The sequence below is a fragment of the Neobacillus niacini genome (genome assembly GCF_031456445.1).
Taxonomy (GTDB): Bacteria; Bacillota; Bacilli; order Bacillales; family Cytobacillaceae; genus Neobacillus; species Neobacillus niacini_I.
Map to the genome: position 1 here is coordinate 78,779 of NZ_JAVDUQ010000019.1, position 14,028 is coordinate 92,806.

16 protein-coding genes are annotated in these 14,028 nt (G+C 38.5%); 8 read left to right on the plus strand and 8 right to left on the minus strand.

The window, feature by feature from the left end; genetic code table 11:
• Window positions 1-36: 36 nt before the first annotated feature.
• Window positions 37-735, plus strand: a complete 699-nt coding sequence (locus J2Y67_RS16100) for a Crp/Fnr family transcriptional regulator (RefSeq protein ID WP_310175785.1) — start codon at window positions 37-39, stop codon at window positions 733-735.
• 40 nt (window positions 736-775) lie between these two features.
• On the opposite strand, the gene J2Y67_RS16105 is transcribed toward J2Y67_RS16100, so the two are convergent.
• Both J2Y67_RS16105 and J2Y67_RS16110 read right to left on the minus strand, forming a co-directional pair.
• Entirely contained in the window at window positions 776-1,900 is a 1,125-nt protein-coding gene (locus J2Y67_RS16105) for a TIGR04053 family radical SAM/SPASM domain-containing protein (RefSeq protein WP_310175787.1), read from the minus strand.
• A gap of 186 nt (window positions 1,901-2,086) precedes the next feature.
• Window positions 2,087-2,395 carry a metal-sulfur cluster assembly factor gene (locus tag J2Y67_RS16110; RefSeq protein WP_310175789.1) on the minus strand — a complete coding sequence of 103 codons (309 nt, stop codon included), beginning with the start codon at window positions 2,393-2,395 and terminating at the stop codon, window positions 2,087-2,089.
• A 604-nt stretch (window positions 2,396-2,999) separates the two neighbouring features.
• Here J2Y67_RS16110 and J2Y67_RS16115 point away from each other — a divergent pair.
• The 3 genes from J2Y67_RS16115 (at window position 3,000) to J2Y67_RS16125 (ending at window position 4,255) form a co-directional block, all read left to right on the plus strand.
• A complete protein-coding gene (locus J2Y67_RS16115; protein WP_310175791.1) occupies window positions 3,000-3,812 on the plus strand; it encodes a Cof-type HAD-IIB family hydrolase in 813 nt (270 codons plus the stop codon).
• Window positions 3,813-3,921: 109 nt separating this feature from the next.
• Window positions 3,922-4,074, plus strand: coding sequence for a hypothetical protein (locus J2Y67_RS16120; protein ID WP_310175793.1), 153 nt, complete (start codon window positions 3,922-3,924; stop codon window positions 4,072-4,074).
• A 1-nt stretch (window position 4,075) separates the two neighbouring features.
• A complete protein-coding gene (locus J2Y67_RS16125; protein ID WP_310175795.1) occupies window positions 4,076-4,255 on the plus strand; it encodes a DUF3813 domain-containing protein in 180 nt (59 codons plus the stop codon).
• Between the two features lie 64 nt (window positions 4,256-4,319).
• On the opposite strand, the gene J2Y67_RS16130 is transcribed toward J2Y67_RS16125, so the two are convergent.
• Window positions 4,320-5,099: a BsuPI-related putative proteinase inhibitor gene (locus J2Y67_RS16130; protein WP_310175797.1), complete on the minus strand. Its 780-nt coding sequence runs from the start codon at window positions 5,097-5,099 to the stop codon at window positions 4,320-4,322.
• Window positions 5,100-5,110: 11 nt separating this feature from the next.
• Window positions 5,111-5,953 (minus strand): YitT family protein, encoded by an 843-nt coding sequence (locus tag J2Y67_RS16135; RefSeq protein ID WP_310175799.1) that lies wholly within the window; start codon window positions 5,951-5,953, stop codon window positions 5,111-5,113.
• A 132-nt stretch (window positions 5,954-6,085) separates the two neighbouring features.
• Between J2Y67_RS16135 and J2Y67_RS16140 the strand changes: the two genes are divergently transcribed.
• Window positions 6,086-6,943: a DegV family protein gene (locus J2Y67_RS16140; RefSeq protein WP_310175800.1), complete on the plus strand. Its 858-nt coding sequence runs from the start codon at window positions 6,086-6,088 to the stop codon at window positions 6,941-6,943.
• 34 nt (window positions 6,944-6,977) lie between these two features.
• On the opposite strand, the gene J2Y67_RS16145 is transcribed toward J2Y67_RS16140, so the two are convergent.
• Together J2Y67_RS16145 and J2Y67_RS16150 are read right to left on the minus strand one after the other, a co-directional pair.
• On the minus strand, window positions 6,978-7,109 hold the full coding sequence (locus tag J2Y67_RS16145) for a DUF3941 domain-containing protein (protein WP_083402464.1): 132 nt from the start codon (window positions 7,107-7,109) through the stop codon (window positions 6,978-6,980).
• Window positions 7,110-7,179: 70 nt separating this feature from the next.
• Complete coding sequence (locus J2Y67_RS16150) at window positions 7,180-8,043, minus strand: CvfB family protein (protein ID WP_310175803.1); 864 nt, start codon at window positions 8,041-8,043, stop codon at window positions 7,180-7,182.
• Window positions 8,044-8,165: 122 nt separating this feature from the next.
• Between J2Y67_RS16150 and J2Y67_RS16155 the strand changes: the two genes are divergently transcribed.
• Window positions 8,166-8,657 (plus strand): YajQ family cyclic di-GMP-binding protein, encoded by a 492-nt coding sequence (locus J2Y67_RS16155; protein WP_310175804.1) that lies wholly within the window; start codon window positions 8,166-8,168, stop codon window positions 8,655-8,657.
• A gap of 98 nt (window positions 8,658-8,755) precedes the next feature.
• Entirely contained in the window at window positions 8,756-9,625 is an 870-nt protein-coding gene (locus J2Y67_RS16160) for an SDR family oxidoreductase (RefSeq protein ID WP_310175807.1), read from the plus strand.
• 89 nt (window positions 9,626-9,714) lie between these two features.
• Here J2Y67_RS16160 and J2Y67_RS16165 read toward each other — a convergent pair whose 3' ends face one another.
• Window positions 9,715-11,247 carry an alpha-amylase family glycosyl hydrolase gene (locus tag J2Y67_RS16165; RefSeq protein ID WP_310175809.1) on the minus strand — a complete coding sequence of 511 codons (1,533 nt, stop codon included), beginning with the start codon at window positions 11,245-11,247 and terminating at the stop codon, window positions 9,715-9,717.
• 89 nt (window positions 11,248-11,336) lie between these two features.
• Window positions 11,337-13,184, minus strand: a complete 1,848-nt coding sequence (gene asnB, locus J2Y67_RS16170) for an asparagine synthase (glutamine-hydrolyzing) (RefSeq protein ID WP_310175811.1) — start codon at window positions 13,182-13,184, stop codon at window positions 11,337-11,339.
• A gap of 169 nt (window positions 13,185-13,353) precedes the next feature.
• On the opposite strand from asnB, the gene J2Y67_RS16175 reads away from it, so the two are divergent.
• Complete coding sequence (locus J2Y67_RS16175) at window positions 13,354-13,917, plus strand: DUF2777 domain-containing protein (RefSeq protein WP_310175813.1); 564 nt, start codon at window positions 13,354-13,356, stop codon at window positions 13,915-13,917.
• Window positions 13,918-14,028 lie beyond the last annotated feature (111 nt).

A 14,028-nucleotide genomic window follows, 5' to 3' on the forward strand; every position in this document is an offset into this window, starting at 1 on the left:
TAACTAGTTTTTAACTATAAATGAGGTGAAACCTGAATGATGACGAGAATGAAACCAACTCACTCATTAGAAATAAAAGAATTACTTAAATTTGCTGACCGGAATTTCAGAAGTGAAAGAGGAAAATTTTTATTCCAAGAAGGAATGGTAGCTGAAGAGCTCTATATCATCCTTTCCGGTAAAATCCAAATCAGCAAAATTACCTCAGATGGACGAGAGCTATCCTTAAGAATCTGTGGGGCAAACGACATTTGTGGAGAATTGACACTGTTCACGGATAATCCCAAATATTTACTTAGCGCCAAGGTCCTAGAAGAAGGGGAAATTGTCGCCATTAAGAAAGATGTGATTGAAAGCGAAATTTTCCAAGACAGCAAACTTGCTTTTGAATTCATGAAATGGATGAGTGATCATTTTCGAAAAACCCAAACTAAATTTCGTGACCTCGTCTTAAATGGGAAACGCGGTGCACTTTTTTCAACGCTTATTCGTATGTCTAATAGCTATGGTATTCATAATGATCATGAAATATTAATTGATTTACCTCTTACAAATCAGGAGCTTGCGAATTTCTGCGGTACTTCCCGTGAAAGTACAAACCGTATTTTAAGTGAATTAAAGAAAGACAATATTATTGCAGTTAAAAAAGGAAAAATCTCGATTTTGGATCTTCAATATTTAAAAGATGAAATTGGCTGCGAGAACTGTCCAGCAGTTTATTGCAATATTGAATAGATTTGAGGAAGCAATCGAATCCGATTGCCTCCTCATTTTTTTATAGCTCCTGCTTTTCTCTTAGCACTTTTGGAATGTAAACGCAGAATGGTTCACTTTCAAGATAATCCCCTGTCATCGCGTAAGCTCTAGATCTTGATCCGCCGCAAACATAACGGAATTCGCATACACCACATTTACCTTTAAAGGAATCTGGATCCCGTAACGATTTGAAGATTGGAGACTCGCGATAAATTTCCGCTAGTGGTACCTCACGGACATTCCCCGCTTTTACAGGTAAAAGTCCACTAGGATATACATCCCCAATATGAGAAATAAACACAAAGCCATTTCCGTCATTAACGCCTTTTGGTGCACGGCCCAGACCGTCAATCGAACCCGTTAACCCTTTTTCCGTTAAGGCATTTAAATAGTCAATTTCATCCGTTTGTTGTTTCGCTTCACGCATTTTTTGCTGTATGACCACTCGGCGGTAATGCATTGCTTCAGTTGTTTTGATATCAAAGGATACTCGTTTACTTAAATCATATAGCCATCTTAGGACCTTCTCATGTTCTACTGGAGAGATCATATCGGCAACCTGGCCTCTGCCGGTCGGCACCAAGAAGAAAACACTCCATAGGACACAGTTTAAATCCTCGACCATTTTAGCCATTTCATCGAGATATTCGACATTATATCTGGATATAACCGTGTTAATTTGAATCGGTAGTCCCACTTCATGCAAATATTTAATTCTTTCCATTGTCAAATCAAAGGATCCGGCAGTACCACGGAAATGGTCATGAACCTCAGCATTTGGCCCATCAATACTAAATGCCCAGCGGGATAAGCCGACTTCCTTCGCCTTTAGAATCGCTTCTTTCGTTACATTTGGTGTAGCGCTCGGGGTCATTGAAACACGGACACCCTTTTCAACTGCATATTTAGCAATATCAAAAATATCTTCCCTCATAAGAGGATCTCCGCCTGTAAATACAAGCATTGGATTATTCATATCATATATTTGATCAATAAGATGTTTGCCTTCTTCAAAGGTTAATTCACGCGGGTCTCTTGTATATTGCGCATCGGCACGGCAATGCAGACATTTTAATTGACAGGCACGTGTAAGTTCCCAGATAACGATAAATGGATCTTTATTAAAATCTCGGCTAATAGCCATGATGAAACGCCTCCTACATCAGCTATTTCAAAACAAACAGCATTAATAACTGTATTATAATGTTGTTTATATTTGAAAAATGTGAAGTAACTCACTTAAGAGGCAGGCATTTATGTCTTTTTTGTGAAGGACAAAAAAACAGCAGATTAACCTCTGCTGTTTTTAGAATAATGTTATATTGCTGTTCTAACGGATTCCAAGGGCAATTTTAGCATAACGGGACATCATTTCTTTATTCCATGGCGGATTCCAAACGATATGAACCTCTACATCTTTAATTTCCGGAATATCTGCTAATGCTCTTTTCACCTGATCGACAATCGTTCCTGCAAGCGGACATCCCATGGAAGTTAACGTCATCGTAACATCAACTTTGCCATCATCATCCATTTCCGCATTATAAACTAAACCCAAATTAACAATATCAACACCTAATTCAGGATCGACTACTAGCTCTAGGGCGCCCATGATATTTTCTTTTAATTCTTCATTCATTATAATCACTCCTGTTATTTTTCTAGTTACTTTACAAATATTCTACAAACCAATTAACTGTGGCTAATAAACCTTCCCTGACTACTTCTAATGCAGGTATATCGTTAATATACTCTCTTTCGATGATGACCATAGACTCCTCTTGAAGCTATATCATAAGTATATCGATAATTTGTATTGGATGATGTGAATTTTTTTACAGGTTAGGTATAAAATTGTTAACATAGTATTTATATTAGTTTTAAACTTTTTATAATGAATTTTTAAAAAAATCACAATTGTAGTGTAACATGTAAATATACATTTTCCTAAAATAAAGACCTCTACTGTTTCTAATAAGAAAAGCGCAAGCGCCTTGGTCAGCCCCGACAAGTGCTGGAGGGCCTGACAGTGAAGTCGTTCTTTGACTTCATTGGCATGCCTGCATCATTGAATTTTTCACCCTTGCAGGCATGCGACGAGGTGAACAGTGCTTCCTCGAATATGCTTTGCCGCAGGAGCAGAATTGAAACCTCGAGGGGCTAGGCGCTGGAGCTGGACAATTCTCAAAGTCAAAAAATTTTCTTTCTTATCCTATAAAAAAAGAGAAGGAGTCTATATCCATATGGCAGAAAGACACTTAATTGCTTTAGATTTAGATGGAACATTATTAAAAGACGACAAAACGATATCATTAAAAACAAAGGATATTTTGAAAAAAGCCCGAGACGCGGGACATATCGTGATGATTGCAACAGGAAGACCGTACCGTTCCAGTGAAATGTATTATCATGAATTGGAATTGGATACTCCTATTGTTAATTTCAATGGAGCATTTATGCATCATCCACGAAACCCTGGATGGGGATTTTATCATGAGCCATTAGATGTTAAAGTAGCGAAAGATATTGTTGAAGCCTGTAGATCCTTCCAATTTCATAATATCATTGCAGAAGTAATGGATGATGTATATTTTCATTACCACGATGAGAAGCTTCTTGATATTTTTGGAATGGGGAAACCAAAGGTAACAACCGGGGATTTAAGTAATTTTTTAAATGATTCACCAACAAGTTTATTGATTCATACAGAAGAAGATGAATTAAAGCTTATTCGTCAGCATTTATCTGAAATCCACGCTGAAGTTATTGAACAACGCAGCTGGGCTGCGCCTTGGCATGTGATTGAAATTATTAAATCCGGTTTAAACAAAGCGGTTGGCTTGAAAAAAGCAGCTGATTCTTTCAATATTCCAGCTGAAAGAGTGATCGCTTTTGGGGATGAAGATAATGACTTTGAAATGATTGAATATGCCGGACATGGAATCGCCATGGGAAATGCCATTGATCAGTTGAAAAATATTGCAAATGATGTAACCCTTACGAATGAAGAGGATGGCGTTGGGAAATTTTTAGCTGATTTATTAAATTTAAAATAGTTCTTTTTTCGCCATAGTTTACCTAAATGAAAACATCAATTCGGAGCATACTAATTTTTGAAGCAGCATCCGCTGTTTCAAGCGAAGCTCAAACATTGGAGGGATTCGAATGGGTAAACGAAACAAATCAAAACGCTTTGTCCAGCAAGGAAAAGATACGGTTTCTAAACATGCTGAACGTATCCCCTATCACATGACCTACGCTGAAGCGGAAGCTCAGAAAATGTCCAATGTGCATGACTCCTCGCTTGGAGGAATATAAAATGAGTAACCAATTATTCCAAGAAGCACGAAGATTTGTGGAGATGGCGAAGTCTGCCAGCCCAGCTGAACGTGATTCTGCTGTGGAAAAAGCCAAAAATGCCTTAAGTTCCGCATTTGCTAATTCCACATTCGCCGAACAACGTCAGCTCCAACAAATGCAAAATGAGCTTGAGCAATAAGATTAGCGAAAGCCCAGCCGCTTTCAAAGAAAAATAGAAACGCCTTTTGGCGCTTCTATTTTTCTTATTGATAAAATTTTTCTAATATTACTGGGAAGGAATGGATTATTTTATTTTGATGATTTCGTTCATATAAAAATAAAATTAATGAACCATTATCAGGAAGTTTCGTTTCAGGAATTAGAAGTTGAATCTTAAACGGTTTCCACTCTTGAGTTTCACCGCCAATATCCATTTGTTTTTCCTCAACAAACTCCTCGTGTCCATCTTCCACAGTATAGAAAAAGGACCCTTTCGACGGTTTTGTTTCACCAATGATTTGATATTTCCCACGATTTCCTTCCACTTTCACATGGCGGAAGACTGGATTCTCTTTAGGTATAATCATTTTTTTATCGATGGTTAATTTGTCCCTAATTGAAATTGGTTCCTCATTCAAATTTACAGCTTTTAAGGTGACATGAACGTTATATTCACCAGCTGGTACCCTTTTCCCATCCAATGTATAGTCCCAAACAGCAATTCTTTTATAAGAAGTTTTTGGCTCTATCTTTATCGATTGAAAAGCCTGTAAAAAATAGCGTCCTTTCGAGTATCGATATAATTCATTTCCACTCGTATCTGTGACGGTAATTTCAAAAAGCTGAGAAGTTGGAAATTCTAGTTTTAGCGGTATATCACCTTCATTCATGAGAAGAAGTTCAAATTCCACGCCTTCTGGACCTGCTGAAGGGATTACATTAAATGTAAACTCTGGTTTACTTACATCCCTCTCGGTTCCATTTGCTAGGGTATTTGAATGAAAAGAAAAAAATAGTAGAAAAACACAAAATAGTTTTTTCATAATGCCTCCTGTTAATCTTTTCGAAAGAAACCGTAAATTCCGGCTGTTTCAATGATATTCGTAAACGCATTTGGGTCAACTTCCTTAATGATTCTTTCTAAATCAAAAAGCTCATATCGAGTAATCACAATCATCAACATATCACGAGTTTCATTGGAAAAAGCCCCTTTTGCGGGAATCAACGTGATTCCTCTAACCAGTTTAGCGTGAATTGCTTTTTTCAATTCATCTGCTTTTTTTGTAATGATCATCGCAGTAAGCTTTTCATGTCTTGTGTGAATCGCATCAATAACCCTCGTGGAAGTGTATAAGGTCACCAGTGTATAAAGGGCTTTTTCCCAGCCGTAAAGAAGCCCGGCAGTTGCAATAATAATTCCATTTAAAATAAACATATACATCCCAATCGGTTTGTCTTTCATCCTGGATAGAACCATTGCAATGATATCCAATCCACCTGTTGATGCTCCCCATTTTAAAGTGATCCCCACCCCAACAGCTAAAATTACACCGCCAAATACGGCATTTAAAAGAATGTCGTGAGATACCTTATTGATCGGAATGATGGTTAGGAATAAGGATGTAAGGACGACACTTAGAAAGCTATAAATGGTGAAAGACTTTCCTAGCTTCATCCAGCCAAGAATCGCTACTGGAATATTTAACACCAGCAATAAAAATCCCGTCGAGACGTGAAGCGGTGTATGTTCACTTAACACTTTTGAAAGCAATTGGGCAATCCCTGCAAAGCCACTGGAATAGACATTGGCAGGTATTAAAAATAGGTTCATTGCCACCGAATTCAATAAAGCCCCCGCCACGACAATTATCAGTTTTTTTGTTTGCAGCCAAAGCATTACATCATCCCCTTCATCCACAAAAATTAAATATTCCTTTTTTTGAAGTACTTTCCAATTACGAATTGTATTTTCATCTTTAAACCGATAAACTGAAATTAACCATAATTAGCTTGAAAGCAGGTGAGTTTCATGCAGGTAAAAATTCTGGCGGATAGTGCGTGTGATTTACCCTTACATTTTTATCATGAAAACAATGTAACACTGATTCCGTTAAGTGTTCATGTAAATGGTCAGGAATATGAGGATGTAAAAACCATTGATCCTAAAACCGTTTATGATGCGATCCGAAACGGAAGTGTACCGAAAACGTCCCAAGCATCTCCCCTATTATTTGAGGAAATCTTTACAAGTATGGCTGAAAATAATGAAGATGGAATTTACATAGCATTTTCCTCACAGTTATCAGGAACTTATTCCACCGCTGTTATGATTCTTGACCAAGTGAAGGAAAAATATCCAAATTTTAATCTAACAATTATCGATACGAAGTGTGCTTCTCTAGGACAGGGGCTAATTGTGATGGAAGCAGCAAGGCTTTCAGCCGAGAATGTTCCAAAAGAAGAAATTTTGAAGGATGTAGTTTTTAGAAGCGAGCATATGGAGCACCTTTTCACGGTTGAGGACTTAGACTATTTAGCAAAGGGTGGCAGGGTTTCAAAGGCATCCGCCTTTCTCGGAGGATTACTAAATATTAAACCTGTTTTAAACGTAGAAGACGGCAAATTAGTTCCGATTGAAAAAATACGCGGTAAGAAGAAAGTATTACGCCGGATAATTGAATTAATGAAGGAACGCGGATCCGATATACAGGAGCAAGTGATCGGAATTAGCCATGCGGATAATGAGGAAACTGCCTTAGAGGTAAAAGCAATGATGGAAGAGGAACTACACCCAAAAGAGGTATATATTTCCTCGATTGGCTCAGCTATTGGCGCCCATACAGGGGCAGGAACCGTTTCAATATTCTTTTTAAATCAGCTGCCATAATTAAAAACGAGTGAGGCTAAATGCCTCACTTGTTTCATTTGTGATCCGTCTTCTTCGAGTATTGATTTTTCCCTGCTTGGCGGTTTTTTTCGCGCATCATGTTTTTTTCATGTCTTAAGGCATTATTATCCTGTGCTTTTTTATCATTATCAGTTGTATGAGGCAAATTCAAAACTCCTTTCCTTCATGTTCAATCCTTAGTGTAATCATTTTGAAAAGGAGTATGTAATCAGTTACTATTCTTTTTTCAGATAGGTCCAGCTGTCCTCTTGATAAACCTTGCCCTCTTTCATCAACTTCCCAAGAGCTCGTTTAAAAGCTCCTTTACTTAACCCAAATCGTTCTTGAATGTCCTCAGGCATACTTTTGTCTCCATATGGCATAGCACCATTTCTACTCATTAAATATTCAAAAATTCTTTCTGAGTCCTGATCTAGCGATTCCTCTTTCCTCGCAAGCAGCGAAATATTAACCGTTCCATCCTCCTTAACATCAATGACCCTGCCTTCGATTTTTTGTCCTAGACGGGGTTCTTGCTGTCTTTGTGACTCATGAATAAAACCCTTAAAGCCCTCAATCGTATAAACCCAACTGCCGACCTTTGCCGTACGGTAAATATGACCCTGGACATTTTTATTGAATGCTTCTCTTGTTGTTTTAACGGAAATGGATTGAATGATTTGGTCACTGGCAAGCTTTGCATACAAAAGATAATTACGATTTACCCTTAATGTAATGTAAACCATATCCCCAGGCTTCGGCCAAACGGATTTATGGGCAGGGAGATCATCTGCACCTAATAAAAGATCCTTTTGCATTCCAATATCTAAAAAAACTCCAATTTCCGGATTGACATCTGTTACCTTGACCCATCCATACGTGCCAACAGAAATTTCCGGAATCTTTGTTGACGCAGTCATTCTCCCCTGCGAATCATGGAAAAGAAAGACCTCTAAATGCTCCCCTTCTTCAAATTCACGCTCGGCATCATTTATATGTAACAGGACATCTTCATTTCCATCTGTTAAAAAATAGCCAAAAGGCGCTTTTCGTGCCACTTCCAAAGTGGTGGTCTGGCCAATCAATTCTTTTAATGACATGTTTACTCCCCTTTTCTTTCCTTGGAGATAGTTGTTTGAACTGCTATATTTTACTATAATGTAGCCATAAAGGGAAACCATAGCAAAAATTGACGAAAAAGATAAATAGGAGGGATTTTGTTATGTCCAAAGACAGTTCATTTGATATTGTATCCAAAGTAGACTTTTCTGAAGTCACAAACGCCATCACGCAAACCATGAAAGAAATCCAGACGCGTTACGATTTTAAAGGCAGTAAAAGTGAAGTATCACTAGATAAAGAAGAGCTTGTCCTTATTTCAGATGACGAATATAAATTAGACCAATTGAAGGATGTCCTTTTAAGCAAATTGATTAAACGAGGGATTCCGATAAAAAATCTTGATTACGGCAAGATTGAAAAAGCTTCCGGCGGAACCGTAAGACAAAGGGCAAAACTAGTTCAAGGAATTGATAAAGAAAATGCAAAAGTAATAAACACAATCATTAAAAATAGCGGTGTTAAGGTCAAAAGCCAGGTGCAAGACGACCAAGTACGTGTCAGTGGCAAGAACCGGGATGATCTCCAAAAAATCATATCATTGGTTCGAGAAGCAGACCTTACTGTAGATGTTCAATTCATAAATTATCGATAGAAAACATGGGAAATGGTTGAAAAACCTTTTCCCTTTTTTCATATTCTTAACTTTTTATCGAAAACTAAAAAGTGTAATTGACACTTGGAGGGAATAAAATGAGCAGCCAAAAACAACCAAAAGCGGTTTTTCCGCCACAGCATCAAAACCATCAGCCTGGCGTGGAAAGTGAAATGAATCCCAGACCTGTTTCTGTCGATACAAATTATAAAGCCAGTGGAAAATTATCTGGAAAAACGGCGATTATTACCGGAGCTGATAGCGGCATCGGAAAATCAGTAGCCATTTATTTTGCTAAAGAAGGGGCAGATGTGGCGATTGTCTATTTAGAAGAACATCAGGATGCCGAAGAAACAAAACAGTTAATTGAAGCAGAAGGAAAGCGCTGCCTGCTCTTTTCCGGCGATGTTGGCAGCGAAGATTATTGTAAGGATGTCGTGAACAAAACCATCGATGCATTCGGTAAAATTGATATACTTGTAAACAATGCAGCAGAACAGCATCCTCAAAAAGGCTTATTGAATATTACAGCTGCACAGCTTGAAAAAACGTTTCGGACCAATATTTTCTCCTATTTTCATATGTCAAAAATGGTACTCCCACATTTAAAAAAAGGGGCATCGATAATAAACACAGCATCGATCACTGCCTATAAGGGGAATGAGCAATTACTGGATTACTCCGCAACAAAAGGGGCAATTGTCTCGTTTACCCGATCGCTTGCCCTATCGCTTGCGTCACAAGGAATTCGCGTGAATGGAGTAGCGCCAGGGCCAATTTGGACCCCGCTGATTCCATCTACATTTACTGCCGATCAAGTTGCTGTTTTCGGCAGCACCACACCATTAGGCAGAGCAGGACAGCCGCATGAGCTTGCCCCCAGCTATGTTTTCTTAGCATCCAATGATTCTTCCTATATCAGCGGTCAAATGATTCATGTGAATGGCGGGGAGATTATTAACGGTTAAAAGAGGAAATCGGAAGCGCCTTGTCGCCCCTAGACGCTGGAGCTAGACATTAGAATGCACCGGAGTCTTTCTCCGGTGCATTGAAAAAATTAATCCCTATTCTTGCTGCTTCTTTTTATAATTAAGAATAAAAATAGAACAGCTAAGATCATCACGATCATGATTGCTGAAACATATGGAATGTTCATTCCTGTCTTATCTGCCAACACATAAATTTCTGATAAATCCCGGTCAATGATAATCGTATATTGTTTGCCGTTACTCTTGACCGTATCCCCATTAAGTAAACCGCGAAGCTCTTTTCCCCCTTCTAATTGCTTCCCGGTTAAGGTGATACTTTGCGATTTTTTCGTATTGTTAATCGCAATGACTGAGGTTTCTCCTTTATACTCACGCTTATAAATGACCATCCCGTTTTTTTCATACAACAATTCGATTGTTCCTCTTGTCAAAGAGGGAAGCTGATTTCTAAGTTCGCCAATTTTTGTGATAAAATCAATTAATTCTTTTTCTGCCCGGAAGCTCATTTGCCGGCGGTTATCAGGAATATCACCGCCATTTAACGCAATCTCCGTTCCATAATAAAAAACGGGTATTCCCGGAATTGTATATAAATAGGTTAGCGCCGTTTTCCAACGAGAACCTGGAAACTGTTTATTTTTTACAATTTCTCGGGTAAATCTTGTCGTATATTCGTTATCGAAATAATTTGCCATGTCCTCTGATTGTTTGAATTGCTTCGTTTCCTTGTCTAACTCGGAAAAAACAGGTCGTAACGATTGGTCCGTAGTGGCGAAGGCATCCCTTAAATCAGCACTAAGCGGGTCATTAAATAGACTTCCAATCCCTGCTTTTTCATACTCTGTTCCAATTATTGGCGCTTTTTTTGCCGGAATTCCCATAAGGAAAAAGTTTTGCTTCACACTTTTTACTACTGTTGAAAAATCACTCCAAAAGCTGACAGGCACCATATTTACTTCTGGCAAACTATAGCCATCAATGTCTGTTTTTTGAATCCACCATTTTGCAGCCTTTATTAAATACGTTTTTACCTCAGGGTTGTCCTGATTAAGGTCTGGCAACCCATCTGCCCAGCCGTTTTCAACCTCTTTGGGGTTGTTCCAATCCTGGATTTCCTGCTTTTTATGAAACCAATCCTGCTTGTTTGGATCTGTCACCCACTTATGATTTGCTGCGACATTGTTTACAGGAAAATCAATCAATACCTTCATTTTACGCTTATGCGCCTCGCGTACGAGGTTTTGAAATGTCTGAATCGAGCCAAAATGCTCGTCCGTTTTATAAAAGTCTTTCACCCAAAAACCATGGTATCCCTCGTCGGCATTGTCAAAAATCGGATTAAGACGGATAGCGGTAAAGCCCATATCATGTATGTAGTCGAGTTTATCGATGATTCCTCGAAAATCACCGCCATTATAGACATTGGGATCTTTCGTATTCACATTCTTATTAATCGTTGTATCACCGTCATTAAAACGATCCACCATGATCGAATAGATGGATTCATCCTGCCATAATCTTTTTTCCTTTTTTACCGCTGCATTTGCAGGAACAGAAGACAGTAGAAAAACGGAGATTAAAATGGGTATTATTCTTTTCATGTATTTTTCCTCCCTTAAAAAGGGAAGAGGATCTCCCTCTTCCCTACACCCATTTTAATTCAATAATGGTTCTAAATCCAAATTTTATCTCAATTTACTATATTTATATTGTAATCCTTAAACCATGTGTGTAGTTGGAGGAAATAGGCAAGGAGCTGAGGTCCTGTCATCAGCTGGCCAAACCATGGTTCCTTAAAAGATTCCCCACCTGAATCGACAATGCTTTGTAAAGAGGTTTTATCGAAAAATTCATGAAGTGCCGATGATTTATCGTTTAAAATTTCCTTCATTTGCTTCTGAATCATTGTGGTGTATTCTGGATTATGTGTTTTGGGATAAGGACTTTTCTTCCGGTAAAGGACTTCTTCCGGTAATATTCCTTCGAATGCCTTGCGTAAAATTCCTTTTTCCCTTCCTCGGTACATCTTAACATCCCAAGGAATATTCCAAACATACTCAACAAGTCGATGGTCAGCAAAGGGAACCCGGACCTCAAGGCTTGCCCCCATACTCATTCGGTCCTTGCGGTCAAGTAATGTGGTCATAAACCAGGTCATATTGATGTAAAATAGCTCCCGCCGTTTCGATTCTTCCAAGCTTTCTCCCGGTAATCTCGGCGTTTCCTTTACAGCTTGCTGATACTGTTCCATCACATATTCAGATAGCTTTAATTTTTCCCGCCAGTGGTTATTTAATAGTTTTTCCCGTTCAGAAACGGAACGCATCCATGGAAATCCTGGCCGCTCCAAATCTTGTTTCCGATGAAACCATGGGTAGCCGCCAAAAATTTCATCGGCACATTCGCCAGAAAGGCTTACGACGAAATCCTTTTTGATTTCCTTGCAAAACCAAAGCAAGGAGGAGTCCACATCTGCCATTCCAGGACAGTCTCTGACATGAACAGCTTCGATAAGATCGTCTACCAGTTTTTGCTGTGATATGGTTTTGTTATGATGTAAGGTTTTAAATCGATCCATAATCATTTGGATATATTTCCCGTCCGAATCCGGCTGGAATTCATTTGCAGTAAAATGGAGATCGTTGCCTTCATAGTCAATCGAGTATGTGTGGAGTTGCCCTTTTCCTTGGTCTTGGAAACCTTTTGCTGCAATCGCCGTTATGATGCTTGAATCAAGCCCTCCGGATAAAAAAGTACATAAAGGAACATCCGAAACGAGCTGTCTCGTCACTGCATCTGTCACCAGAAAACGGACCTTTTCCGCTGTTTCCTCCACCGAATCTTTATGTTCTTCACTTTTCACGTTCCAATAGCGCCAAGTTTTTAGACCATTTTTTGAAAAAGTCAATGCATGTGCAGGGCGCAGCTCCTTAATTCCCTTAAAAATCCCTGAACCTGGTGACCTTGATGGTCCTGTACCAAGAATTTCGGCGAGCCCTTCACGGTCGAGCTCGGTCTTTATTTCAGGGTACGTGAGGATTGCTTTTAATTCCGATGCAAAAAGTAACCCTTTTTTGTGTTCCGTGAAAAAGAGCGGTTTTACCCCTAATCTGTCACGTCCGATAAATAGCTGTTCCTTTTTACTATCCCAAACAGCAAAAGCATAAATCCCGTTTAAATAATTTACACATTCTTCCGCCCATTCTATATAGGCTGTTAACAGAACTTCTGTATCAGAATGACCCTTAAACGAATATCCTTTAGTATGGAGAATTTTACGCAGATCTTCTGTATTGTATAATTCCCCGTTGTAGCAAATGGTGTACACAATACCTTCTTTTTGTTTTGACATTGGCTGTCTTCCCCCTTCCGGGTCGACAACAATGAGTCTCTTATGTCCAAAACCAACATGTGTATTTGTCCAGATGTTCGTTTCATCAGGGCCTCTTTTTGCAAGTGTATTGGCCATTTTTGCTATTGTTTCTGTTTCATTTTTTAATAATTTATCAAAATCTACCCATCCAGATATCCCGCACACGGCAGCTTACTCCTTTCTACTATTGAAACTCCAAATTTCAATTACATGTTGTAGTGTATTCAGCCCAAAGCAATTGGTTAATTGTCCAAAAAATTTGGTATACCAAGTTATAAATTTGCAGGAAGATGTCTACAAAGAAGATGAAAGCATTTGGCACGGAGGTTTAAACATGAATCAACAGCAACGAAACAAACTTTTTCATAATCAACAGAGAGCTTTTAACGAGGGAACTGTTGAACAAATTAATGATCAATGGATTTTCTTTGATGAGGAAACGGAAGAAGCAAATATGCTTGATGATTTTCTTCAGCAGGAAATTGAAATCTTCCGGACGAACCGCTGGAGGAGAGGGATTTTATTTGAGTCAGGGAAAATCCGTATTGGAAACGAAGTCATTATGCTTCGTGACCATGATCAAGTAAGAATCAAGAAGCATTTAGTCTATTCCCTGGAGAGATTGCTTGAGGGGATTAATGATGATGCCTTTTTCCAATTTGTCACTACCCTAAACTCATTAGGTTTTTCTATTTATGATTGTATCTATTGTTATAACCATTTATCTTTCTTATCAGAGGAACAGCGAAAGGATGGGGTGAATTTTATTGTTTTTGATAATCAGGAACAAATTTGCAATGTACAGCACCATTTTTTCTATTTTGAAAAGGTCAATGATCGGTTTGAATTTACATTGAATACAGGGAAAAGGTTGATCATTGAAAAAATGATTTCATAAAAAAAAGCTGCCAGAAATAAAATGTACCCTATAGAGTAGACACTTAGAAAAAAAGTCTACCTATAGGGTACTTTTTTGTATAATTAATAAAAAATCATTTAGATAATGGGG